The sequence below is a fragment of the Aeribacillus composti genome, from assembly GCF_007827555.1.
Classification (GTDB): domain Bacteria; phylum Bacillota; class Bacilli; order Bacillales; family Aeribacillaceae; genus Aeribacillus; species Aeribacillus composti.
The window spans coordinates 1-24811 of sequence record NZ_VISS01000007.1; the positions used below are offsets into that span (position 1 = coordinate 1).

The following is a 24811-nucleotide window of genomic DNA, read 5'->3' on the forward strand; positions in this document are numbered from 1 at the left end:
CTTGGTGGCCCCGATGAGGGGGATTGCGAACCTACGTTCCCAACCCCCTCATCGGGGAATTCTAAGAATTTCTCCCACAAACATTTTACTCACACTCCATTCAGAAAATACGAAAGCGGATGTCTTGAAGCAAGTCATCCAACTCTGTATTACCTTCCACAATGTTTTGCCTTCGCTTTTAAACGCTTTAACTCTCTTTTTCGCTTGATGAGAGCTTCGCGAAAGCTCCTTGCGCAAAACTTTTCTCTCTTTTTTACGATGCTCCAATTCTAGCTGAAGAGCTGTTTGTGCATATGTGGAAAGCGGCCTTGTTTTCATTTCCTTTGCAGCTTCACGCTGCAGTGGCTTCGGATTTTTGCGCTTTTTCATTTCAAGCGGCACGGCGGTTGTTTTACGGCACTTGTGCAGTATCGATAGCATCGGGCCATTCGCAAATGCCAAAACTTCATCATCTTTTGGCTCTGGACGAAATACGTAGCGAACCGCTTTTAAAGCTTCACCTTCCTTTTGCTCAACCACACCGATCCAGAATTGTCCATCGTAAAAAAAAGTCAACTTCATGAAAGTCCCTCCTTGTAAAACGTAACGACAGCGATGGACATCCCAAGGAGGGGAAGGATACTGACACTCTTTCGGAGTGAGCCCGGACTGCCAACCGGGACTGTGTTTTTATGCTGTCTATGTTTTTATTATATGTTTGTTTATTGGCAATAAGAAAATATTTACACATCGTCTAGGCTATGATTTTGTGTGCTTTGAGCTTTAATTAAAAAAGGTCTAACCAAATAACTCGGTTAGACCTTTTCATAGATAGTGTTATTTTTTCAAGTTATAGAAAGATTTAATTCCTTGGTAAATTGCAGTATCGCCAAGTTGATCTTCGATGCGAAGCAATTGATTGTATTTCGCAACGCGGTCCGTGCGGGAAGGTGCGCCTGTTTTAATTTGGCCTGCGTTTGTTGCCACAGCAATGTCTGCAATGGTGCTGTCTTCCGTCTCGCCTGAGCGATGGGAGATGACCGCTGTATAGCCGGCGCGTTTTGCCATTTCGATCGCATCAAACGTTTCTGTTAACGTTCCGATTTGGTTAACTTTAATCAGAATAGAGTTGCCGACTCCTTTTTCAATGCCTTCCGCTAATTTTTTTGTATTTGTTACAAATAAATCGTCTCCGACAAGCTGAACTTTTCCGCCTAAACGTTCTGTTAACAGTTTATGGCCTTCCCAGTCGTTCTCATCAAGTCCGTCTTCAATCGAAATGATCGGATATTTGGAGACAAGCTCTTCATACCATTGCACCATTTCTTCCGACGTTTTTACAACGCCTTCTCCTTCTAGGTGGTACTTGCCGTCTTCTTTATTAAACAGTTCAGAAGAAGCAACATCCATCGCAAGCTTAACTTGTTCGCCAGGTTTGTAGCCGGCTTTTTCAATTGCTTCGATAATAGTTTGCAAAGCTTCTTCATTTGATTGTAAATTTGGAGCGAATCCACCTTCATCACCAACAGCTGTATTATATCCTTTTCCTTTTAATACAGATTTTAATGAATGGAAAATTTCCGCTCCCATCCGCAGTGCTTCCCGGAAGCTTTCCGCGCCGACCGGCATAATCATGAATTCTTGAATATCAACATTGTTGTCTGCATGAGCGCCGCCGTTTAAAATGTTCATCATCGGCACAGGAAGAGTTTTCGCATTGAAGCCGCCGAGATATTGATACAGCGGAACACCTAAATAATCAGCTGCAGCACGAGCAACGGCCATAGAAACACCTAAAATTGCGTTTGCTCCCAGCTTTCCTTTATTTTCTGTTCCGTCAAGTTCAATTAATAATTGATCGATGGCATTTTGTTCCGTCACATCAAAGCCTAACAGTTCTGGGGCAATAATTTCGTTCACGTTTTTAACTGCTGTTAAAACCCCTTTTCCAAGGTAGCGTTCTTTATCACCGTCACGCAATTCAACAGCCTCGTACTCACCTGTGGATGCACCGCTAGGTACAAGCGCCCGTCCAAATGCACCCGATTCTGTATACACCTCTACTTCAACTGTCGGATTTCCTCTTGAATCAAGTACTTCACGTGCATAAACATCAGTAATAGCTGGCATATTGCTTCATCTCCTTTATTTATGATTTAATAAGACTTTTCCCTGTCATTTCTTTCGGTTTTTCCAGCCCGAGCAGCTCGAGCATCGTTGGTGCTAAATCGCCTAAAATTCCGTCTTCTCTCAATTCGATTCCTTTTTTCGTTATAATAACCGGCACTGGATTTGTCGTATGTGCGGTTTGCGGTTTTCCGTCAAGTGTGACGACTTCGTCCGCATTTCCGTGGTCAGCAGTTATAATAGCTGTTCCGCCTTTTTCGAGAATCAAATCCACCACTTTTCCGAGACATTCATCAACCGCTTCGACTGCCTTTATCGTTGGCTCAAGTTTGCCGGAGTGGCCGACCATGTCCGGATTGGCAAAATTCAATATGATCGCATCATGCTTGTCAGCCTCAATTTCTTTTAAAAGCGCCTCAGTTACTTCATATGCGCTCATTTCCGGTTTTAAATCATACGTGGCTACCTTCGGTGAATCAATTAAAATCCGTTCTTCGCCAGGAAACTTCTCTTCCCGGCCTCCGCTCATAAAGAACGTAACATGCGGATATTTTTCTGTTTCTGCTATGCGCAGCTGCCTCAATCCGGCTTGGGAAATGACTTCGCCAATTGTGTTGTCCAAGTTAACCGGCTTGAAGGCAACATATCCTTTCACCGTTTCGCTAAAATGCGTCAAACAAACGAAGAATAAACGTTTTGGATGTTTCGGTCCCCTATCAAAGGAACGGAAATCTTCATTTGTGAATGTATTCGAAATTTGAATAGCGCGATCCGGACGGAAATTATAGAAAATGACCGCGTCATCATCTTGAATGGTTGCAACAGGACTGCCGTCTTCTTTTGTCATAACAGAAGGGATGACAAACTCATCATAAATCCCGTGTGCATAAGAATCTTCAATACATTCGTATGCGTTTTTATAAGCTGGTCCTTCGCCATACACCATCGCTCTGTATGCTTTTTCTACTCGATCCCATCTTTTATCTCTGTCCATCGAGTAATAGCGGCCTGAAATCGTTGCGATCTGTCCTACTCCGTATTCATTGATTTTTTCATTCAGCTCATCAATATATTGCTTCGCCGTTTGCGGACCAACATCGCGTCCGTCCAAAAATCCATGAATAAACACATTTTTCACTTGCTGATCTTTCGCCAATTTTAACAAGGCGAACAAGTGGTTAATGTGGCTGTGAACGCCGCCATCCGATAATAAGCCGAAAATGTGAAGGTTCGTTCCTTTTTCTTTCACGTGGTTCATAGCTGAAAGAAATGTTTCATTTTCAAAAAATTCGCCTTCACGAATCGCTATGTTAACGCGTGTCAAACTTTGGTATACAATTCTGCCTGCACCGATGTTTAAATGTCCAACTTCAGAATTTCCCATTTGACCTTCCGGCAAGCCGACAGCTTCTCCACATGCTTTTAATGTTGCATGCGGGTATGTATTCCAAAATCGATCAAAATTCGGCTTGTTCGCTTGAGCCACAGCATTTCCTTTCACTTCGTCACGCAGAGCAAAACCGTCTAATATAATTAACGCTACTGGCTTTTTACTCATTTTGGCCTGCCTCCAATAGCTGCAAGAAAGAGCGTGGTTCTAGGCTTGCGCCTCCGACTAATGCTCCGTCAACTTCCGGCTGGTTTAGAAAATCTTTAATATTTTCCGGTTTAACACTGCCGCCATATTGAATGCGAACTTCGTTTGCAACATCATCGGAATAAATATCGGCAATTACACCCCGAATATGGGCACATACTTCATTGGCATCCTCAGGAGAAGACGATTTTCCTGTGCCAATCGCCCAAATCGGCTCATAAGCAATCACGATGTTTTTCACAGCCGACGCATCGACTCCAGCCAACGCTTTTTTGACTTGGTCGCCAACAATTTCATTCGTTTTTCCAGCTTCCCGTTCAGCTAATGATTCGCCTACACATACGATCGGAGTTAATTTGTGTTTGAAAGCAGCCAACACTTTTTTGTTCACGGTTTCGTCTGTTTCGGCAAACATTTCCCGGCGTTCGGAGTGTCCAATGATCACATAATCAACACCGATATCCGCCAATGCAACAGGGCTGATTTCCCCTGTATAAGCTCCGCTTTCTTCAAAATGCATATTTTGAGCGCCAATTTTTAGTTCAGAGCCTTCAGCCAATTCCACAAGCTGACCTAAAAATAAGGCAGGTGCACATATAACGGAATCAACTTTATCCTTTGGGGGAACGAGTGATTTGACTTCCTTTACAAAGCTTTTTGCTTCTTCCAACGTCTTATGCATTTTCCAATTCCCTGCAATAATCGGCTTTCTCATCTTTACACCTTCCTTTTTACAGAAATGGTTGTGGTTATTTGTCTTCCAATATTTGAACTCCCGGAAGTTTCTTTCCTTCCATGAACTCTAAAGATGCTCCGCCTCCGGTTGAGATGTGGTTCATTTTATCCGCAAGGCCGAATTTTTCTACTGCTGCTGCTGAATCACCGCCGCCGATGACCGTATAAGTATGTTCTGCTTTCGCCAAGCTTTCCGCTACAGCTTTTGTTCCCTTTGCAAAAGCATCCATTTCAAAAACGCCCATCGGTCCGTTCCAAACAACAAGCTTTGATTGTTGAATGACATCCGCATAAATTTCAGCCGTTTTAGGTCCAATGTCAAGTGCTTCCCAATCAGCCGGAATGCTGTCAATATCCACTACTTTTGTATTGGCATCATTTGAAAAATCATCTGCTACCACAACATCTACAGGCATATAAAAGCGAACGCCCTTTTCTTTGGCACGTTCCATAAACGATTTTGCCAGTTCTATTTTATCTTCTTCAAGCAAAGACTTGCCGATTTCGTGACCCAGCGCTTTTACAAACGTATAAGCAAGTCCTCCGCCGATAATCAAATTATCTACACGTTCTAATAAATTTTCGATAACTCCGATTTTATCTTTTACTTTTGCACCCCCGATAATCGCTGTAAATGGGCGGTCAGGATTATCAAGCGCTTTAGATAAAACATTGATTTCTTTTTCCATTAAAAATCCTGCAACAGATGGTAAATATTCCGCAATGCCTGCGGTGGATGCATGTGCGCGGTGAGCGGCGCCAAAGGCATCGTTAACATATAGATCAGCCAATTCAGCAAAAGCTTTAGCTAGCTCAGGATCATTTTTTTCTTCGCCAGGATAAAAGCGTACATTTTCCAGAACGAGAATGTCGCCATTGTTTAACTTGTCTACTTCCGCTTTTACAGCCGCACCGTAAGCTTCATCTACTTTGACCACCTTTTTGCCTAACAGTTCTTCTAAACGCTGCGCTACAGGCGTCAATCGAAGCTCTTCCACAACCTGTCCTTTTGGTCTGCCAAGGTGGCTGGCAAGCAATACTTTCGCTCCTTGATCCGCCAAGTATTGGATCGTTGGGAGTGCAGCTCGAATGCGTGTATCATCGGTTATTTTGCCATCCTGCATCGGTACATTAAAATCAACTCGGCAAAATACCGTTTTCCCTTTCACATCGACATCTTTTATCGTTTTTTTGTTCATGGCTCAAGCTCCTCCTTCACAATAACGATCAGGAAAAAATTCTTCCTACATGTTGAAAGGGAAAGGGGAATGTAAACGTCCCCTTCCCCTTCCCGCTTTTCATTATAGCTTTTTAAACAGGCAAGCTACAAGTCCGTATTTAAAGATTATAAACCTTGTTTTGCAATGTAAGCCGCCAAATCTACCACGCGGTTTGAGTATCCTGTTTCGTTATCGTACCAAGAAACAACTTTCACCATGCGGTTTTCAAGCACCATAGTAGAAAGCGCATCAATCGTAGAAGAATGAGTATCACCATTATAGTCTCTGGATACAAGCGGCTCCTCGCTGTACGCTAAAATACCTTTCAATTCTCCTTCAGCTGCTTCTTTAAGCGCAGCATTTACTTCTTCCACTGTTACGTCTTTTTCAAGCTCAGCCACTAAGTCAACGATGGACACATTTGGTGTCGGAACACGCATTGCCATACCGTTAAGTTTTCCTTTTAATTCAGGCAATACGAGCGCAACTGCTTTAGCCGCACCAGTTGTTGTCGGTATGATAGATTCTGCTGCAGCGCGAGCGCGGCGGTAATCTTTGTGAGGCAAGTCTAAAATTTGTTGGTCATTTGTATAAGCGTGCACAGTTGTCATCATGCCTCGAACAATGCCAAATTTTTCATGCAAAACTTTTGCAAACGGAGCTAAGCAGTTTGTTGTACATGAAGCATTGGAAATGACATGATGATTGCTTGGATCATATTTGTCTTCGTTTACGCCCATAACAATTGTGATATCTTCTTCTTTAGCCGGCGCAGAAATGATTACTTTTTTCGCACCTGCTTCAAGGTGTTTTGCTGCATCTTGACGGTTCGTGAAGCGACCAGTAGATTCTACTACAATGTCAACGCCAAGGTCTCCCCAGCCTAATTGAGCTGGATCGCGCTCGGATAATACTTGAATTTCTTTTCCATCCACGACCAAGTTATTTCCGTTTACCCCGACTTCCACATCGAGTTTTCCATGAACAGAATCGTATTGTAAAAGATGTGCAAGCATGTTTGCATCTGTTAAATCGTTTACTGCTACTACTTCTACTTCAGGATTTTTTAATGCTGCGCGGAATACATTGCGTCCAATACGACCAAAACCATTAATACCAATTTTCACTGCCATCTTTAAGTCCTCCTTCAATTTTAGGAATGATGTTTATATTGAGGGAGCTTTACAGTTCCCTTAATAACTCTTTAGCTGCCACTTCGTCAGTTACTAAAATCGTGGCTAATGATTGATTCATATACGCTTTGATCGCTTTTGCTTTAGAGGCTCCTCCAGCAACCGCGATCACATTTCGTATGTTTTTTAAGTCCTCCAGCTGCATTCCAACCGTTTGAACTTTATGGACGACTTCACCTTTTTGGTTGAAGTAATAACCGAAAGCTTCGCCTACTGCTTTTCCTTTTTTAATTTTTTCGAAATCTTCCTTCGGAGTCTTTCTTCGCTCCGCCATTGTTTGAGCATCCCCGATGCCATGAACAAGCATTTTCGCTGAACGTATAATTTTTAAAAGGTCTTTTATTTCCGGTTCTTCGATAATGGATTCATATGCTTCCTTGCTTAGCTGGTCAGGAACATGGAGCAGCCTGTATTTCCCATGTGCACGTTCAGCTATTTTGGCGCAAATCGTATTCGCCTGGTTTTCAACATTTTCCCCTAGTCCGCCTCTTGCAGGGACAAATAAAACATTTCGGCGATGACCTAACGGAATCATCATTTCAGCAACAGCTGCCAGCGTTGTGCCGCCTGCCACAGCAACAACCTCGTCATCCTGCAAATGATTCATAATGCATTGTGCACAAGCTCTTCCCATTTCTTTTTTCACGAGGGGCGAATGGTCGCTGTCACCTGAAACAACAATCACTTCGTCTAAATGAAGCTTCTCTTTTAATGTAGTTTCCAAAAAAGTTAAACCTAAAACATCTTTCATCATTTCTTCCAATGATGAAAGAAGATCATCCCCTTCTTTCGTTAAGGTCATTCCCGAGGGGTGAATATGAATTAAATTTTGTTCTTTTAAAAATTGCACTTCTCCACGCAGAATTCTTTCACTGATGCCTAAATTGTTTGACAAGCTTCGTCTTCCTACAGGCTGCATCAGTCGAATGGACTGCAAAATTTGATAGCGCTTTTGCATAGTTTGGAGAAGATCAGGCAATAATTTTTTTTGAGCTTCAATTAATGATTGCATTTTCAAAACCCTTCAGCTCTTTCTTTCCGGGACTTTTTTTGTCCCTGTAAGACAAATTATGTCCCAATTATAGCAAAAAAATTCACCCCTTGCTACATATATTATTTTAGCAGGAGCGCAAATGTTAATCAACAGAAACAAGTTCCAGCAAACGTTTTCTTAAAGAATTTTCTTCAATTTTCCCAAAAATAACAATCTTTCCATTCACTTCAATCACTGGAATCATTAGTTGATATTTTTCCAGCAGCCGGTCATCTTGATAAATATCTTTTTCTTTCAGATCAAAGGGTATTTCAGCTTGCAGCTTATACAGCAATTCCTTTGCTTCATCACATAATGGACATGTTTGCTTCGTATAAAGAACCACTTGATTCACGAATCCAATTCCTTTCTAATTATATCTTTTTCGCAAATTGGACGAAGGGATATTGAGCTGATCGCGGTATTTGGCCACTGTTCTTCTCGAAACATTCATATTATAATTCTCTTTCAACAGGTTGGCAATTTTTTGATCTGAAAGCGGTCTTTGCTTATTTTCTTGATCAATTAATTGCTGAATGACCTGTTTAACATTCGCACTTGATGTATCTTCTTCTCCCACTTTGTTAGTGAAAAAATATTTCAACTCATATAAGCCGAAAGGAGTTTGAACAAATTTATCATTGACCGCTCTGCTTACAGTCGACTCGTGAATGTTAAGAGAATCAGCGATATCTTTTAATGTTAGCGGTTTCAAAACGTTGTTTTTCAAATAGAAAAAGTCTTTCTGAAATCGTATAATTTCCTGCATAACTTTGACAAGCGTTTCCTTCCGCTGCTCAAGCGATTTTAACAGCCAGCGTCCTTGATGGAGTTTAGTCTGTACATAAGATTTTACATCTTTTTCTGTTTGTACAATCGGTTCATAGTCCCGATTGATTTTAATTTGCGGCAAAAGATCTTCATTATAATATACAATCCAATCTCCATTTCGCTCTTCAATCATTAAATCAGGGATGATATAATTCGGGGTTTCCTCATCAAATTGCAGACCAGGTCTTGGATTCAATGTTTGAACAAAATCGAAAATTTGCTGAAGAGCATTCAGCGACAGACCTGTCTTTTTGGAAAGATCCTTCCAAGCTTTTGTGGCAAACAGATGAAAATGCTCTTTTAACACGAACTCGGAGCCTTCAGGTTTTTCCTCGATTTCTTTAGCCTGCAAAAGCAAGCATTCTTGAAGCGAACGTGCCCCGACGCCAATTGGATCTAATGATTGCAGTACAGACAGCTGTTTTTCCAAAAGATCGATCGAAATTTGGAACTTTTCCGATAGGCGGGATAAGTCTTCTGACATATAACCATTTGAGTCCACTGCATCGATTAAAATATGAATAGCACGCCGTTCGTTTTCGGTAAAACGAAATTCTACGAGCTGATTTCGCAAATGATCTTTTAGCCCCATCCCTTTTTTCGGCATATTTTCGATCCAGCGGCCATCCTCCTTGTTTGCCCTCTGCTGCTTTCTTTGATTATGATAAAATATCGTTGGATGGGATTCTTCCAATTCCACAAAGGGGTTTTCAAGCGTAATTTCCCTCAAGTAAGATACTAAATCGATTGTAGAATATTGCAAAAGCCCAATGGCTTGCTTCAGCTCTTTCGTCATCGCCAATCTCAAGGATTGGTTTTGGACTAAGTCCATTTTTATATGCATCAGAACTCCCCCCCTTTAGTTCTATTTTACATGAAGAATTTAAAAAAAGAATCTAAAATTTTGGAGGAACGAAAATGACACAGCTTTTTTCTGTTTCCTATTTTAAAGAAAACTTTAAACAGTACATTGAAATGAATAAAGAAAAATCTTCAAAGATTGATGCCATGAACAGCTACTACCGATCTGTCGTCTCAACTTTAATTTACGACCAGCTAACCAAAAATGCTGAAATATTGAAAAGACTGCAAAATCTTGATCAAGCATATAATCAAGTAAAAAACGAGGAATAAAAGGACTTTTAAATTTTAATGTATGAGATCAGTTTTTGAAGTCGGCATATAAGCCGATTTCTTTTTTTTGCAGTAAAACTTTTGGCTAAAACAAAAACTGAGCAAATATAAGCTGCCCAGCTTTCGTTTTCGTTTTTATTTCGATTCATGTTTTGGCAAATATTCTGTCGTAAAAATTTCCTTTGCATCAAATGTTTTTTCTAATAAACCGAGATCGTGCAATTGTTTAATTAATGTTGCCCAGCGTTCTTCCGTCATATATCCGACTCCATGCTCTGCTGCATCTCCTCCATATACAAAATCCACTTGTGTTTCGGCTTCAAATTTTAATGATTCTAATTCCATATCAGCGTTGTCTTTCTGAATCACTTTATTAATCTCTTCGTAAGAATCTTTGTATAAATACCATCCTTCGACAAAGGCATCCACAAATGCTTTGACAGTTTCTTTATTTTTTTCTAAATAGTCTTTTGTAACATATAACACAACGTTATAAGGATTATAACCTGCATCAGATATGAGCTTCGTTTCTACATCTACTCCATCTTTTTTTAAGAAAAACGGCTCTGAAGTCACAAAGGCTTGGCTTACGGATTCGACATCGCTAATAAAATTCGAATGCTGTCCTGTATAAGCCAATTCTTGTACATTACTTAAATTATATTTAGATTTCAAAAAGTCCCAATACGTAATACCAGGCTGAATATATACTTTTCTTCCATTTAATTCATCAAAATCGTCAATTCCCTTTCCTTTATGGAACATTAATGCCTGCGGGCTTCCTTGCATGGCAGCAGCTACAGCGACTAATTCAATTCCTTGATTTCTAGCAATAACCATTTGGTCAGCATGTGCAAGCCCAAAGTCAGCACTTCCAGATGCAACCATTTGAATAGACGAGACTTGCGGCCCGCCCGGTTCGATCGTGACTTTTAAACCTTTTTTTTCAAACAATCCGTTTTCTTGTGCTGCATACAAACCGCCATGCTGCGCCTTCGGAAACCAATTTAATACAATTTTTACATCTTTTAAGTCTTTTTTCTCTTCATTCGAAGCGCTGTCTCCCTCGTTTGTTGAACTGCTCGACTCTTGTCCGCCGCAGGCGGTGAGGAAGAACATGAATATAATCCCGATTAATAGAAAACTCGCTTTGCACCATGCTTTCAATTCTTTTTCCCCCTTTTTTCACTTTGTTTCCGCAAAATTAATTTTTTATTGAAGCTGCAGCCTAAACTCAGCAAGGTAATCTTTTGTAAAAAAATCGTTAATTCAAATTGGATCCAAACAGCATCTTTATTTTTTATGCAAAAAAATGGCACAATTCATTCGGATCATGCCAGCAACAGCGATTATGTCGAGTTAAAAATTGAATAGCTTCGTTTTTTATTTTTCTCCCTTCATCGCGGATTCGTGCCATGATCTCAGCATGAAATGAGAAAACAAACTTACGAGTAAGTAAAAGACAATCCCAAAAATAGCAGCGGCAATTCCGCAAGCAAATAAATATGGTGTTTTTAATTGAACGGCTGCTACCGTAATGGCATACCCTAAACCGCCTTTTCCTCCGCCAATTCCAGCTATATATTCACCCGTAATAGCTCCAACGATCGATAGCGTGCTGGATATTTTTAAGCCGGTCATCATGTAAGGCATAGCAGCCGGAATTCGGAGCTTCCACATTTTTTGCCATTTTGACGCATTATATAAAGTAAATAATTCGCTCATATTTTTATCGACTGAATTCAATCCCATTAACGTATTTGAAATAATCGGAAAAAATCCAATTAAAAATGAAATCATCACAATCGAATTGAAGCCCGAGCCGAACCAGATAACAACGATCGGTGCAACAGCTACAACCGGTATCGTTTGTAAAATAACCGCATACGGGTAAATGCTTATTTCTAAAATTTTTGAGCTTGCTAATAAAACCGCAAAGCCAATTCCAATGATGGCGCTTATTACAAATCCGATCACAGATTCAGCCACCGTTATTTGTATGGCTGGCCATAATAACTCCCAATCTTCAACCGCCGCTTGAAGGACGTCCGTCGGTTTTGGAAGTATAAACGGCTGCACGCCAACCATAATCGGTACAAACTGCCATAAAGAAAGAAAAACAACAAGCGCAGCAATCGGACCAATAATCTTCCATTTTGATTTGCTCCATATTTTCAGTTTGCCAGTATTATTTGATTGAGCGACAATTTCCTTTGTTTGAGTGGTTGCTGTTTGTACAGACATTTATACCAACTCCCTTCGGGTTGAACTATTCTCAAGACTTTGCGAGGAAATATCGACATATTCTGTAAACCGTTCATCTGTCCGCTCCCTCGGATAAGGAAGATCGACATCGATGATAGATGATAATCGTCCGGGCCGAGCTGACAACACTGCAATTCTAGTAGAAAGATAGACAGCTTCAAATACATTATGAGTAACGAACAAAATTGTCATTTTCTCCCTTTTCCATATTTCAAGCAGCTCCGTCTGCAAGGTCTGTCTTGTAATCTCGTCTAATGCAGCAAACGGTTCATCCATTAACAGCAATTTAGGTTTTGCAGCCAACGCTCGAGCTATAGACACCCTCATTCTCATTCCGCCTGACAACTGCCTAGGATACGACTTTATATGATCCTTTAGTCCAACCATCTCCAATACTTTGATCGCATCCTCTTTGCGGCTTTTTTTATCCGAACCCCTTAATTCTAAAGGCAGCATCACATTTTCCAGCACCGTTCTCCATGGAAGCAAATTGGCATCTTGGAATACAAACGCAACATCATTTGTATTTTTTATAACTTCTTTCGGATTTTGCCCAAATACCTCTACCTTGCCCTCAGTAGCATCGCCTAAACCTGCCACCATTCTTAATGCCGTTGATTTCCCGCAGCCAGACGGACCGAGGAAGCTTATAAATTCTCCTTCTGTGATGGAAAAATGGAATTGGCTTAAAGCGACTGTGCCGGTATTGTAAATCTTACTAACATGATGAAATGCGACAATCTCGTTTTGAATTGCTTCCACTGCTTATCCCCCCTTACCTAAGTTAGAATAGCTGAGTTTCTTATTCTTGTTTTTTTATAATTGACTTTTGTATGCTCAAGAGCCTCTTCCAGCATTCTTTCAGCAGCTTTTTGCGCCCGCATGGCAAATGATTCTTCATCGATATTGACAAGACGCCCTTTATCTACAACAATCTGTCCGCCAACGATAGTCATATCGACTGTCGGTGTGCCCGCTAGAATCGGAAGTGCCGTATCGTTGAAAAGCGCACCAGCAAATTCTAATCGATTCGTATCAATCATAAACATATCTGCAGCCTTGCCGACTTCCAATGAACCAATGGCATCTTCCCAGCCAAGCACTTTAGCTGAGCCTCTCGTTGCAATCGACAAACAATCTTCAGAACTTAGCGCTGTCGTTCCATGCTGAAGATTATGGAGCAGGTTCATAATTTTTAAATCTAATAATAGATTGGAAGAATCATTAGAAGCTGAACCATCAACACCAAATCCCACTTTTACCCCTGCCTGCAGCATGTCCATAATTCGCATCGTTCCGGATGCCATTTTCATATTGCTGCTCGGACAATGAGCAACTCCGCAGCCACAAGCACCCAGCTTGGCAATTTCTTTGTCATCAAACCAGATTCCATGCGCATACCACACGTCTTCGCCGACCCAACCTGTTTCTTCCATTAGTTCGAAAGGACGCATGCCAAACTTTTCTCTGCAAAAATCCTCTTCATCTATCGTTTCCGCCAAATGGGTATGCATCCGAACGCCATAACTGCGTGCTAAATCCGCTGATTCACGCAGCAAGTCTTTGCTAACCGAAAATGGTGAACAAGGCGCAACACCTACCCGCAGCATCGAATATTTACTAGGATCATGATAGGTTTCAATAATTCTCATGGTATCTCGAAGAATAACATCCTCCGGCTGAACGATTTCATCTGGCGGCAATCCCCCTTTTGATCGTCCTAAACTCATAGAACCTCTAGTTGGGTAAAAACGAATTCCGATCTCACGTGCTGCCCGTATTTCCTCATCAATTAATTCACAGCTGACTCCATTCGGAAAAACGTAAAAATGGTCAGCTGATGCCGTACAACCGCTTTTAAGTAACTCACCTAATCCGACAACAGCACTTAAATACACATCTTCCGGCCTTAGATGGCGCCAAATATCGTACAAAGCGATTAGCCAATCAAACAGCTCAACATTTTGCACCCAAGGGATATTGCGGGTGAAAGTCTGATACAAATGATGATGCGTATTGATTAACCCCGGATAAACAATTTTTCCGCGCGCATCAATGACAATATCCGCTGACTCACAAGGTAAATCATAGCCGATCGCTTTAATCTCTTGACCGACAACATACATGCTGCCGCCTGGATATTCCGTTCGATTTTCATCCATCGTAATAATATTTTTGGCATTTTTTACGAACAACGTCTTCATTCATTCACCCCTTTATAATACGATCAATCCCCTTTATGTTAATTTTTATAACACAATACGTAATGTGTATTTATTATATATTCTTTTCAACTGTATAACATTAGCGAATATTCACAATTTTTAATGTGATTTTGTGTATTTTAACTAAAAATTTACGTATTTGTGTTATATATTCTGACATAAATGACATTTTTTTTAGGTAGACGGTATATGTGGGAGCGGATTTGTTTCCATATTTCAGAAATAAAAAGCCCAGTTTTTCAACTGAGCTAAATAAATAATTTTTCAGTAACCGTCACATATAAGGACTTCCAAACGAACAGGCAATGTTGAATGAATCCGAATGTGACAGTAAAAGAGATGACCAGATTTAAATCTTGTACTCTTCATCCGTAGTGTAATCCCTTTTGCATGCCGGTTGAAATTTTGCAACGTGACTGGTTCATTCGGATGGCCGCCATCAGTAACCGGCTTTGTCCGAATTGTTTTGTCCGAAAAGATTTCCTCCTGCAAATTCGGCTTCCATCAGAACCATTTTATCCGATCACATATAAGGGAATACGCCAGGACGAATGATCGGCGCCGTAACAGTCAGATACCCTTGTGTCTTCTTCGTAATCTTGTATGCGTTTTTCCCTTATACACATTACATCCTTTCTCAGGTAAAATAAAAAGCACTCCTAAAAGGAGCGCCAATTTTTGAAAAATTAATGGAATTCAACATCATCTATCTTCCATGAAAAACGATCAGATCTTGTATCTTCATTTTGTTTTTCTTTTTGATCATCAACAGGTTTATTTTTATTAATAACAACAGGTTCTTTACTATCCTCTTTCATTTTCTTGACCATCTCACATATAAAAAATTGTGATCACTATAATCTGCTTTATTTTAAAAGTCGCTTCTTTATCCAAAAATATTTCTTCTTCTCCCTAATAAACTGATTTGGAAAAATTTTTTCTTCAACAATGCTATTAAACGGTTTAAATTCAACTTTTTCGCTTAATTCTTCATCATCAAATGCTGGGTATCGTAACGTACCTACAACCATATGGATTACCAGGAAGCCCTCCTGCAGGTGGATTATTTACTGTACAAAAAACTTTCCATCTATTTGTCTATGAGCTTTTCTTACTCTTTTATCGTGTGATATCGATTATTGTTTCAAATCTTATGGGTTAGATAAAAACGAAGAGTTGCTTCAGCCTTTCTTGCGGTCTGATACAGTTTTAATTCCTCATAGTTAAGATAAAAACGTTGCCGAATCCGCAGCCGAATCCGAATCCGAACCCGTTTCAATTCCTCATAGTTAAGATAAAAACAGGAGACCGTTTACGAAATGATTAAGGTAGAAATTCGTTTCAATTCCTCATAGTTAAGATAAAAACAGTGGATTTCCAGTTGCAAGTGCTTTGATCTCCGCAGTTTCAATTCCTCATAGTTAAGATAAAAACCAGCAAATCCTCGCTCATCGTTAACCGATTTACAATGTTTCAATTCCTCATAGTTAAGATAAAAACACATTCCCTTTTCACAAATTGCAAAAGTGCATTTGTTGTTTCAATTCCTCATAGTTAAGATAAAAACGTTGCTTGCACTGGGTATTCGTTTCCTTCTAAGTCTAGTTTCAATTCCTCATAGTTAAGATAAAAACGTTTCTTTCGATCGCAAGACTTAATTGGCATGATTGAAGTTTCAATTCCTCATAGTTAAGATAAAAACCCCAAAAAGTTGTTGATATGACTAGATTTTGATAATAATGAAAATTTTGTTATTTCAATTTTAGCTTAAACAGGAATTTTTATCAATTCTTTGTTTTTCGTTTATTTTCTGCAGATTTTGCATCGTTACTCTAAAAAAGAAAGTGTCGTCGATCCCCCGGGATTTTTGCACGATTGGAGGTCGACGACAATTTTTAAGAAATGAGATTTCATTTTATATTGGATAATGAAAATTACTTTATATATTCATAACAAACTTTGAATTTTAGGTACCGTCAAGAATTTTGTGTAATGTAAGATAGATAGGGTATCTCTGAAATGGATTTAGAATAGAGAGGGATATTTCCTCCACACAGGAGACTGAATATTCAGTCTCCTGTGTGGAAAGGGAGAATCCCCTTATTTTGTTTATTTACAATATTTAGTTAACAATAACGTTCTTCAAACATTCGTTGAAGGGTTTCATGCGCTTCGGCAAATCCTCGCAACTTTCGCCCTGCCCATTTCTCATTAAAATCTTGAACAGTCAAATACACGACTTTTTCCGCGGCTTCTAAACTGCTCAAACTGTTCATCGGCTTTAGACGTTTCCGAATCTCAAGTATCCGAGAGAAGTTCAATCTTGGGGAAATGAGTTGGATGTCCTTCTTACCTTTATGAATGATCCAAGCAGTATTCGAAGTGTGCTCGACCATTTTGACTCAAAACAGTTGAAACATCTGTAACGCTATTTCCTTATTCGGTGCGCAAAAAATCAGTTTGAGATCTTCTGCCACTTCAAATTGGTCTTTTTTTCGAACACGACTGAGTGTGTTACGGACTTTGTGAACGACACAACGCTGCACATCGGCTTTCGGATAAACAGTTTTAAAGGCTTCTTCCAGCCCCGGTAGTCCATTCGTTCCAGCCTGTTCAATTTCGAGGAAACTTTTCATTTCTTCTCGCATGATCAGTTCTAATTTTTCCTTTACAAACTGACGAATAACACTTTCCAGTTGATTTGCCCAGTCTACATTCGGTATACTTTTAGACATAGGCAGGGTTCTCCTTTCTCTGGAATGTGTTTTTGTCCAAATCAGAGAATACCCTATTTCCTTTTGGTCTAGCAAAATGCTTTACACAAACTTTTATACATCATCAAATTATTGGTGCTCAGCTATTCAAAGATAAGAAGAGAAATTTTATTTAAAAAGCAGCCTAAAACACGAATATAGAAGGTTTAGGCTGCTTCCTTTTTCTATTGACTTTTAATATTTTAAGAGTGCGGCACTTGTTAAGTATTTTATTAAAGAGATAGACATCATTCTTGCTTCCCTAGTTAATCAATGAACGCTTTTTCACATCATTTTAATAAATTTTAATGTTGCCGCTTGATACGCTTACGTCGATAGGATGTTCACCTGACCCATGGGTACCTTTGATGTTTTTATTATCTATTTTTTTGCTAGTTAGCGGAAAATCACATGTTATATTGCCGCTGTTTGTCTTTCCGTTTAAAGTAAAGTCAGCATCAGTCGGAAGATTAAGATCCACCACTCCTGAACTTACTTCAATATCAACTGAATCTGTTAATTCATCCATTTGTATATTTAAATTTCCAGATGATAGCTCAGCCTCAATAGCTCCGATATAATGCTTTACTTTGAGGTTTCCAGAACTAATATCAAATGATCCTGTTTCTGTCGTTAATGAGTCTATATCGACATTCCCCGATGAACTATCATGCTCAAAATGTTTAACCGATACATTCTTCAGGTTGACTTTTCCCGAGCCTATATCTAATATTAATTCATCTAGTTTCATCGGTTCATTTTTTGAAAGGCCAGAGAAATTCAAATTCCCGGAGCCAAGATTTATAGCCATGTTTCGATCATAATCTTCAGGGATGTAAATATTCAATCTTGCCTTGTTATGAAACAACCACCCAAACCATTTCCATTTCTGTTTCGCACTTACTTTTACTTTGTCTCCATGCTGTTTAACAATCAGCTTTCCCTTTCCATCTAAATCAGCTTTTAAATCTTCTCGATTTTCCGGAATAATCGTTGTGCTAACACCTGAGGCATCAATTTCAATCATTTCAATTCCCTCTGATGTAACGGACTGGGTTCTTTGATTTCCTAAAGGCCACCAACTAAAATTGATTGGATTCAAAAAGATAATATATAAACCAATAAATCCGATGATACCCAACAGAATCGCAAAAAATCTTTTCAATGTTTTCCCTTCCTTCCCAAAAATTTTTCGCAGCTTTATCACTTGATTTGTTTATCCTTTAGCACTCCGCTCAGCAAGGGGCAACAAAGTAGCACCGATCCTCCCCTTGTATACAAAATATTTTGACTAGAATTTTACATAGTCTTCTTCCACATATTGCGAATTTTCATACTAACATGTCAATGAAACAGCTTCATTAACAAATCCCTAGTGCAAGAAGTTCGCCTAAACAAATACAAAAAAAGCAATGACTCTCCAAATCCACAGCCTTTTCGCGTTCTTATTTTAGAGAAGATTTTTAGCCTCATAAACAGCTATTATCCAAAAACTTCAAGCTGGATTGATTAAATGAATTTAATGGAAAAACAAATTCAATTACTTTTCTCTTCCTTAGAATACAGAGAAAAGTGATTTTCCAAAATGGACCTCAAATGTATATTCAACTAAGTCTTGAGACTTATTTATGATGAAATGATTATGGGGCCTGTCCCCCACTACGTGATTGTAATGAGGGAAGACCCCGTATACCGTAAGTTTCTAATCCGTACAATAAAAAATATGGTCTTGATGCGTCTAAAGCCAAGTGATATTGTACTCCCATTTTTCGACTATTAGTACTTTCCTACAGGATGTCAAGCAAAATTCCATCATCATCCTGGTCATTAAAATCCAGAAGAATCAACATGTTGCGCTGGAGTCAGAAAACACTGTCAATGTAAAATGTTTTAATTCCTCGTAGTTAAGATAAAAACGAAAGTACATCCAGACTTGAGGTTTTGGTTGTTGGTGAGTTTCAATTCCTCATAGTTAAGATAAAAACTGTTTTGCCGGTGCCACTTGCTTTTCATTCCTTTCTCTGTTTCAATCCCTCATAGTTAAGATAAAAACTTTATTGGTCGGAAAGAATCAAAGATGTCGATAATTATCGTTTCAATCCCTCATAGTTAAGATAAAAACGCTAGAAGACCCGGCTCACCCGGCTCCGTCTGAAAAAAGTTTCAATCCCTCATAGTTAAGATAAAAACATTTCTCTGATTTTAGCTTTTATTTCACTCTCGATAGTTTCAATCCCTCATAGTTAAGATAAAAACGTCTACACCGGGCGCGGTACAGAATCTCCGGGAGCGAAGTTTCAATCCCTCATAGTTAAGATAAAAACCCCCACCTCGTGGATAACGATAAATTGCTGTTTCTGCGTTTCAATCCCTCATAGTTAAGATAAAAACCTATTTTTTTCGCGAAGTCTAATACGTAAGTCGTGGTTTCAATCCCTCATAGTTAAGATAAAAACCCAAAAAATCATTGATGGTGCAAGGTTTTGATAATAATGGAAATTTTGTTATTTTCATTTTAGCGTAAACAGTCAATTTTATCAATTCTTTGTTTTCCTTGTATTTTCTGTATTTTTTATATCGTTACTCTGAAAAATGAAGTGTCGTCGATCCCCTGGGATTAGTGCGCTATTGAGGATCGACGACAAAGAAAGAAAACTATTCTATGATTTCAAACATACCGAATCCTTGTGAATTTTTGGCCCCGATGCCGACGTCATACATAAATTTCAAATAAGAAGGCGGAGCTTGAATTTCGTAAGTTCCATTCCATGCATTGATACGAAACTCTTTAAACGCTGTAACAACTTTATCTTTTTCCGTTACTTTTATCGGCTTAATAGTTACTCTCTCTGTTGGCTGTTCTTGAAAATAGGCTTGAAACTTATTGCAAAAATTTTTCTCTACCATATCTGAAAAAACAAGATCAAACGGCGAGAAAAAATGCGTTCGCTTTTCACCGTATCGGTTTTCATAAGTGCTATAAACCGTAAGTGGCGATAGCATCCGAATTTGATAAGTATGTTTTTCCGCGATCTTTAATGGTTTTACCACTGTCTCCTCGATATGAATCGGCTGTCCGTTTAACATGAATTGTTCTTTCAATAAATAGTTTCTCGCTAAATCCACAATAAGCGAATCTAACATAGAAGAAACATACCATGTTACTTGGTCAAAAAACTCGATTTTTTTCTCATGACGATGAATGCGGTATGTTCCATACAAACGGCTAAATGTAAACATTTTAAACCGCCGCTTTTCCTTCGTATATCCAACGTTATGCAAAAAATCCGCAAGGTCAAAATCTTGAATGGAGCGGTATAAAAATCCTTGCAATACTTCTTCATAGTTGATAGGTAATATAAGGGTTCCATTTTTTGGTCTAAATCGAATCGTAAGCCTCATCTGTTCCTCCTATAAAATGTTGTCTTCTCCACCTTTGCGTAATCCCATCTCTTCCCGCTTCGAATATTTTTGCGTGCGAAACGTATAAAACACTACAGAATCTGTATCGGGATCCATGATGTTCGCCAGCTCCATTTTTAACTTTACATAGTTTGCTTCGGAAATTTCCCCTTCCAACACCGAGTTTTGCACCCAATATAAATATTTCCTTGCGATCTTTAACGCTTTCGCGACACGTTTTTTATCAAAATCATAGACTAGTATCACAAACATAGCAACACCTACCATAACGAGCGATACGGCTCATATTCTTTTTCGCCGAGAAGATGCTTTTGAATTTTATAAAGCTCGAGACGAATGAGACGACGGTATGAGACAGACTTACCAAGATGCCTGTGATTGACTGTTGTTTTCATGCGCTTGTCCAATTCCTCGATAAATTTTCTCCGCCCCTCCTCCGATAACAAAATTCCTTCCATATGTTTGTCAAAATCTTTTTTCGTAATCATCTTTTTATTTACAAGAGTAAAAATGAGGCGATCGACCATAATCGGTTTAAAAATTTCCGCAACATCTAGGTTTAAAGAAAATTTTCTAAAATTAGTCGCGTGTAAGAATCCGATACGCGGGTCTAAATACGTTTTGTAGATTTCACTTAGCACCGTTGTATAGCAAATCTGATTCCCGAAACTAATCATTGCGTTTAAACGATTGAGCGGCGGCCGCTTCGAGCGCTTTTCAAACAAAAAGTCTCGGTTATGGTTTAAAATATCATCAAACATGCTGTAATATTTCTCGCGTATATGCCCTTCTGTCGACATCATTTCCTCGACGCTTGTCCATTGTTCCAGTTTCGCCCGGCTTGATTGGAAATCCAAAATCATTTCCTTAAACTTCTCGTTATTGGTTTTAACACGGTTTTGATAATATTTCAGCACTTGTATCATTTGCCCGATCGAACCTTCAATGAATTTTCGCGCTAAAGCAAGACGTTTTTCTGGATTCAAATACGCTTCGGCCTGTTTTAAAATGACGTGACCCGCATTTAAATGCTCGCGCGGATAAAACGTTCCCGTGTAATAGCCGTAATGATTAAAATAGTGAATGCAGATATTTTTTTGTGCCATCAGTTCTAAAAACTTCTTCGTTGCATTCACTTCTCCAAAAATATAAATATCATTGATATCTTCAACAGGAAGCTTCCGTTTACGCTCAGTTGTCTCAAAACAAATACTGTTGTCTTCGCGGCTTAGTTCGCCGCTTTGAAAAATATAGAGCGTCTTTTTCATCATGATTCCTCCGCAAAACAATATTCACGATAGGCACAGCTTCGGCAAAATCCTATTTTCTTTGGCTCTGGCGGTACAGGCAAACGGGCAATGCGGCGAATTTCAGCTATCGCCTCTTCCAATACTTTTTTTCCTTCTTCTGTCCATTCCACTTTCGTTACTTTCTTTTCTTTTGGAAATAAAAGCTCCCCTTTTGCCTCAATTCCCATTTTTCGCAATGTGTCAAGATAAAACAATAATTGGTAATAGGCACTTTTTTCATATGTGGATGATTTTTTTACTTCACCGACAACAAGCGTATCCCCTTCGCGGCGAATGCGGTCCACTTTAATATTGCCGATCAGCATTTCTTTCTTCTGACGCTGATAGCTTGTTTCCGAGATAAAACGGCCAATTTCGAGGTTATCATCCTCTTGGTCGGCGGCGATCTGATGTGTAATCAGCCAAACCTCGCGCTTGCAGATGAAGTAGTACCAAATATGTGTTCCATTTACATCCATTACATAGTCCATGCATCCACCATCTCGCTTGAGCGAATCAGTCCATATTCGCTGTTGTAATATTGGTTTAGTATATCGTTGGATAAATGAATCATTCTCGTTTTTTCGTATAAATCCCGATCCAGATTCTTTACAAGTTTAATCGGAGCGGAAATGACATATTGGCGCACGTCTTTTTTCAAACGCAAATAGTTTTCAAACCGAGTTTCTAAGTCTTTCTCCTCAATCACCTGCTGAATATATTGCTGCCAAATGTCCATCGCTTGATCATCTACTTCGACAAACACATCCACTGCTTGATGCGCGTTTTCAATCAATTGAAATTCCGATACATATTTGGGCTTATTTTTCCTTCCCGACTTATCTTTTGTATCAAATTTTAGTTCTTCAATCGCACTTATAATCCCATCGGAAGCATCGAACGATTTTTTGCCGCGCACTTCAGTAAAATATTGCATAATGATATCAAAAAATTGATGCTCAGATACCGGTGTTTTCGGTAGCACTTCCTTCGCTATATTTGTATGAACACCCTTATACACATATTGTGATTCTAACTTTCCATCTCGCTCAATTGGCGTTATATAAACCTTGCCAAGTCCATGTAACTTTCCGTTACGATTGCAGCGTCCCGCCGCTTGGACAATGGAATCAATAGGTCCTAAGTCGCGATACACCACGTCAAAATCAACATCGACTCCTGCTTCGACAACTTGCGTTGAAATAACAACAACTTTCTTCTTCTCTTTTAAAAACTGTCTTATTTGTTCAATGCGGCATTTCCGCTCACAAGGCACAATATTTGTAGAAAGGTAGATTACGTCATAACCGCGTTCTTTTAGCCATTCTTTTATCCCTTCATAAATTTCAATCGATGTTTTAATTGTGTTAAAAATCGCCAAATAAGTTTTTCCATCTTCAAAACGGTTTTGAAACAGTTCCATCCATTCTTCGGGACTGTATGCGCCTTTATCCCCTCCTAGCCAATGAAGCTCGACCCGTTCCATTTCTTTAAAAAAGTCAATTGGCTTTACCATTTCCGCCTCCAAAAGTTCAACCGTTTCACCTTCTGGGAAAATAAGCGGCTGCGTTGCTGTTAACAACAAAATTTTACAGGAAAACAATTCTGCCATTTTGTACAACACGGAACGCAACAAAGGCCAATACTCAATCGGCACGTTTTGGATTTCGTCGAGAATGATAATGCTCCCGGCAATTTGATGGAATTTTTTTAACGCGCGGTTTTCATAGCCAATCAGTGTATGAAACAATTGCACAAATGTCGTGACAATCAGCTCTGCCTCCCAGCTTTCCGTCAGCAACAATGCTTTGCGGAGAGGCAGTTCCTCGTATTCAGTTTTGTATTGAAACGCAGATAAGTGGTGATGCTTAACTAAATACCGCTGCTCATTTGCATGAAAATCATCCAACTGGCTTAACAAATCACGGATTACTTTTTCATTTTGATCGATAACGCTTGTAAACGGCAGAGCGTAAATAATTTTTGGGGTATATCCATGCTGTCGTTCTGTTTGCTCGCGCCATTTTAAAGCAACCGAAAGCGACAGCAGCGTTTTTCCCGCTCCCGTCGGCGCCGTTAATGTGAACAATCGCTGTTCTGGTTTTGTTTTAAAAAGCCCCTCTATTCGTTCCATCACTACGTTGTACATCCGATTGCGCCACCCGTTCGTTCCTTCTGTCACGTTCACATCAAAATTCGCTTCGCGGTACTGGTCAACAAGATGAGCTGGAATGTGAACACGCGGTTTCCGTTCGATGTTAGCCGCCGATAATTTATCCGCATCAATAAGCACAGAATATAGCAATAGCACATAATAATAAAGTTCCCTCGTCAATTCTTGTTTTCTTCGTTTATCGATCAAATAATATTGGCGGTATACCTCATCGAACGTTTTTTCATAGTCTTGAAGGAAGTTGTGCAGTTTTTCAGAAAGGGACAATGGAATGGACAGTTCATCCCATAAAGGAGATAAATCTTCCACAATCGCAGAAGCATGGTTCTTTATATCATCGATTTGCTGTTTTAATGTAATGACTCGGTAATATAATGAATCTTGCACGGTATTTTCTGCAATATGGCGCGATTTTGTTACATCTAAAGAAATATCGCGCAAATTCCCATGATGGTGCATAACGACGAAGTAGCCTAATAGCGGGGCAAATTCAAACCAAGAAGCATTTAAGTTCACCGGATGGCGCAAAAGATGGGCGGCAAACACGGCAGAAATAAAGGAATGATGATGTAAATCTCCCCTTGCTTCACCTGTTTGCAAATAATCCTGAAAGTATGATAAATATTTACCGAAATCGTGTGACACCGCAACAATTTTTCCTATATATTCAAGCGTCGCTCGATCTCCCTTAGACAACGGCACATGCTTAAGCATATCTTGCAAATATTCGTATACTTCCTTTAAATGTACAGTCAATTTTTTCTCTGGATGATTATGAGACAAATACATATGCTTCCCCCCTAGAAATAAAGCAGCGATGAGGTCACCGCTGCC

At 39.4% G+C, this 24811-nt stretch carries 21 protein-coding genes, 1 pseudogene and 2 CRISPR repeat arrays; of the genes and pseudogenes, 1 reads left to right on the plus strand and 21 read right to left on the minus strand.

Annotation, left to right across the window (positions count from 1 at the left end; translation table 11 throughout):
* Positions 1-48 precede the first annotated feature (48 nt).
* The 9 genes from FB379_RS05155 to rpoN form a co-directional block, all read right to left on the minus strand.
* Positions 49-561, minus strand: a complete 513-nt coding sequence (locus FB379_RS05155) for a YjdF family protein (RefSeq protein WP_242009292.1) — start codon at positions 559-561, stop codon at positions 49-51.
* A gap of 255 nt (positions 562-816) precedes the next feature.
* Positions 817-2109, minus strand: coding sequence for a phosphopyruvate hydratase (gene eno / locus FB379_RS05160; RefSeq protein WP_130156821.1), 1293 nt, complete (start codon positions 2107-2109; stop codon positions 817-819).
* 19 nt (positions 2110-2128) lie between these two features.
* Positions 2129-3664: a 2,3-bisphosphoglycerate-independent phosphoglycerate mutase gene (gene gpmI / locus FB379_RS05165; RefSeq protein ID WP_130156823.1), complete on the minus strand. Its 1536-nt coding sequence runs from the start codon at positions 3662-3664 to the stop codon at positions 2129-2131.
* Positions 3657-4418 (minus strand): triose-phosphate isomerase, encoded by a 762-nt coding sequence (tpiA, locus tag FB379_RS05170; protein WP_144597282.1) that lies wholly within the window; start codon positions 4416-4418, stop codon positions 3657-3659. Before tpiA ends, gpmI begins: the two co-directional genes overlap by 8 nt.
* A 34-nt stretch (positions 4419-4452) precedes the next feature.
* Positions 4453-5637 (minus strand): phosphoglycerate kinase, encoded by a 1185-nt coding sequence (locus FB379_RS05175; protein WP_094245232.1) that lies wholly within the window; start codon positions 5635-5637, stop codon positions 4453-4455.
* A gap of 146 nt (positions 5638-5783) precedes the next feature.
* On the minus strand, positions 5784-6791 hold the full coding sequence (gene gap, locus FB379_RS05180) for a type I glyceraldehyde-3-phosphate dehydrogenase (RefSeq protein ID WP_063386960.1): 1008 nt from the start codon (positions 6789-6791) through the stop codon (positions 5784-5786).
* Positions 6792-6840: 49 nt separating this feature from the next.
* Positions 6841-7863, minus strand: coding sequence for a sugar-binding transcriptional regulator (locus FB379_RS05185; protein ID WP_063386961.1), 1023 nt, complete (start codon positions 7861-7863; stop codon positions 6841-6843).
* A gap of 124 nt (positions 7864-7987) precedes the next feature.
* Positions 7988-8239: a glutaredoxin family protein gene (locus FB379_RS05190; protein ID WP_063386962.1), complete on the minus strand. Its 252-nt coding sequence runs from the start codon at positions 8237-8239 to the stop codon at positions 7988-7990.
* A 15-nt stretch (positions 8240-8254) separates the two neighbouring features.
* Positions 8255-9559, minus strand: coding sequence for an RNA polymerase factor sigma-54 (gene rpoN, locus FB379_RS05195; RefSeq protein ID WP_144597284.1), 1305 nt, complete (start codon positions 9557-9559; stop codon positions 8255-8257).
* A 74-nt stretch (positions 9560-9633) separates the two neighbouring features.
* Between rpoN and yvfG the strand changes: the two genes are divergently transcribed.
* Positions 9634-9849, plus strand: coding sequence for a protein YvfG (gene yvfG / locus FB379_RS05200; protein WP_063386963.1), 216 nt, complete (start codon positions 9634-9636; stop codon positions 9847-9849).
* 135 nt (positions 9850-9984) lie between these two features.
* Here the strand turns inward: yvfG and FB379_RS05205 are convergent, their stop codons facing one another.
* The 12 genes and pseudogenes from FB379_RS05205 to cas3 all read right to left on the minus strand — a co-directional run bounded on the left by FB379_RS05205 (position 9985) and on the right by cas3 (position 24766).
* A complete protein-coding gene (locus FB379_RS05205; RefSeq protein WP_144597286.1) occupies positions 9985-11016 on the minus strand; it encodes an ABC transporter substrate-binding protein in 1032 nt (343 codons plus the stop codon).
* A gap of 216 nt (positions 11017-11232) precedes the next feature.
* Positions 11233-12093: an ABC transporter permease gene (locus tag FB379_RS05210; RefSeq protein ID WP_063386965.1), complete on the minus strand. Its 861-nt coding sequence runs from the start codon at positions 12091-12093 to the stop codon at positions 11233-11235.
* The gene (locus tag FB379_RS05215) at positions 12094-12876 is read right to left on the minus strand and encodes an ABC transporter ATP-binding protein (protein ID WP_144597288.1); all 783 of its coding nucleotides are present in this window, start codon (positions 12874-12876) and stop codon (positions 12094-12096) included.
* A gap of 17 nt (positions 12877-12893) precedes the next feature.
* The gene (locus FB379_RS05220) at positions 12894-14318 is read right to left on the minus strand and encodes an 8-oxoguanine deaminase (RefSeq protein WP_144597290.1); all 1425 of its coding nucleotides are present in this window, start codon (positions 14316-14318) and stop codon (positions 12894-12896) included.
* 707 nt (positions 14319-15025) lie between these two features.
* Positions 15026-15157, minus strand: a complete 132-nt coding sequence (locus FB379_RS18955) for a hypothetical protein (protein ID WP_277874793.1) — start codon at positions 15155-15157, stop codon at positions 15026-15028.
* 388 nt (positions 15158-15545) lie between these two features.
* Positions 15546-16041: a CRISPR direct-repeat array (repeat unit 30 nt; unit sequence GTTTCAATTCCTCATAGTTAAGATAAAAAC).
* 424 nt (positions 16042-16465) lie between these two features.
* Positions 16466-17074: pseudogene (locus tag FB379_RS19185) on the minus strand (transposase).
* Between the two features lie 313 nt (positions 17075-17387).
* Positions 17388-18257 carry a LiaG family protein gene (gene liaG / locus FB379_RS05230; RefSeq protein ID WP_242009293.1) on the minus strand — a complete coding sequence of 290 codons (870 nt, stop codon included), beginning with the start codon at positions 18255-18257 and terminating at the stop codon, positions 17388-17390.
* 722 nt (positions 18258-18979) lie between these two features.
* Positions 18980-19548: direct repeats of the CRISPR family, unit length 30 nt; unit sequence GTTTCAATCCCTCATAGTTAAGATAAAAAC.
* Between the two features lie 199 nt (positions 19549-19747).
* Positions 19748-20494, minus strand: coding sequence for a CRISPR-associated endoribonuclease Cas6 (gene cas6 / locus FB379_RS05235; protein WP_144597291.1), 747 nt, complete (start codon positions 20492-20494; stop codon positions 19748-19750).
* A gap of 9 nt (positions 20495-20503) precedes the next feature.
* Positions 20504-20767, minus strand: coding sequence for a CRISPR-associated endonuclease Cas2 (cas2, locus tag FB379_RS05240; RefSeq protein WP_144597293.1), 264 nt, complete (start codon positions 20765-20767; stop codon positions 20504-20506).
* Between the two features lie 8 nt (positions 20768-20775).
* Positions 20776-21783 (minus strand): type I-B CRISPR-associated endonuclease Cas1b, encoded by a 1008-nt coding sequence (gene cas1b, locus FB379_RS05245; RefSeq protein WP_144597295.1) that lies wholly within the window; start codon positions 21781-21783, stop codon positions 20776-20778.
* Positions 21783-22295 carry a CRISPR-associated protein Cas4 gene (gene cas4 / locus FB379_RS05250; protein WP_242009294.1) on the minus strand — a complete coding sequence of 171 codons (513 nt, stop codon included), beginning with the start codon at positions 22293-22295 and terminating at the stop codon, positions 21783-21785. Before cas4 ends, cas1b begins: the two co-directional genes overlap by 1 nt.
* The gene (cas3, locus tag FB379_RS05255; RefSeq protein ID WP_144597297.1) at positions 22283-24766 is read right to left on the minus strand and encodes a CRISPR-associated helicase Cas3'; all 2484 of its coding nucleotides are present in this window, start codon (positions 24764-24766) and stop codon (positions 22283-22285) included. The genes cas4 and cas3 overlap by 13 nt, the downstream gene beginning before the upstream one ends.
* Positions 24767-24811: the final 45 nt, after the last annotated feature.

Bases quoted from the DNA above. Each gene is read 5' to 3' on its own strand.
- FB379_RS05155 (WP_242009292.1), bottom strand. From the start codon at position 561: ATGAAGTTGACTTTTTTTTACGATGGACAATTCTGGATCGGTGTGGTT.
- eno (WP_130156821.1), bottom strand. From the start codon at position 2,109: ATGCCAGCTATTACTGATGTTTATGCACGTGAAGTACTTGATTCAAGA.
- gpmI (WP_130156823.1), bottom strand. From the start codon at position 3,664: ATGAGTAAAAAGCCAGTAGCGTTAATTATATTAGACGGTTTTGCTCTG.
- tpiA (WP_144597282.1), bottom strand. From the start codon at position 4,418: ATGAGAAAGCCGATTATTGCAGGGAATTGGAAAATGCATAAGACGTTG.
- FB379_RS05175 (WP_094245232.1), bottom strand. From the start codon at position 5,637: ATGAACAAAAAAACGATAAAAGATGTCGATGTGAAAGGGAAAACGGTA.
- gap (WP_063386960.1), bottom strand. From the start codon at position 6,791: ATGGCAGTGAAAATTGGTATTAATGGTTTTGGTCGTATTGGACGCAAT.
- FB379_RS05185 (WP_063386961.1), bottom strand. From the start codon at position 7,863: ATGCAATCATTAATTGAAGCTCAAAAAAAATTATTGCCTGATCTTCTC.
- rpoN (WP_144597284.1), bottom strand. From the start codon at position 9,559: ATGCATATAAAAATGGACTTAGTCCAAAACCAATCCTTGAGATTGGCG.
- yvfG (WP_063386963.1), top strand. From the start codon at position 9,634: ATGACACAGCTTTTTTCTGTTTCCTATTTTAAAGAAAACTTTAAACAG.
- FB379_RS05210 (WP_063386965.1), bottom strand. From the start codon at position 12,093: ATGTCTGTACAAACAGCAACCACTCAAACAAAGGAAATTGTCGCTCAA.
- FB379_RS05220 (WP_144597290.1), bottom strand. From the start codon at position 14,318: ATGAAGACGTTGTTCGTAAAAAATGCCAAAAATATTATTACGATGGAT.
- FB379_RS18955 (WP_277874793.1), bottom strand. From the start codon at position 15,157: ATGAAAGAGGATAGTAAAGAACCTGTTGTTATTAATAAAAATAAACCT.
- cas6 (WP_144597291.1), bottom strand. From the start codon at position 20,494: ATGAGGCTTACGATTCGATTTAGACCAAAAAATGGAACCCTTATATTA.
- cas2 (WP_144597293.1), bottom strand. From the start codon at position 20,767: ATGTTTGTGATACTAGTCTATGATTTTGATAAAAAACGTGTCGCGAAA.
- cas1b (WP_144597295.1), bottom strand. From the start codon at position 21,783: ATGAAAAAGACGCTCTATATTTTTCAAAGCGGCGAACTAAGCCGCGAA.
- cas4 (WP_242009294.1), bottom strand. From the start codon at position 22,295: ATGGACTATGTAATGGATGTAAATGGAACACATATTTGGTACTACTTC.
- cas3 (WP_144597297.1), bottom strand. From the start codon at position 24,766: ATGTATTTGTCTCATAATCATCCAGAGAAAAAATTGACTGTACATTTA.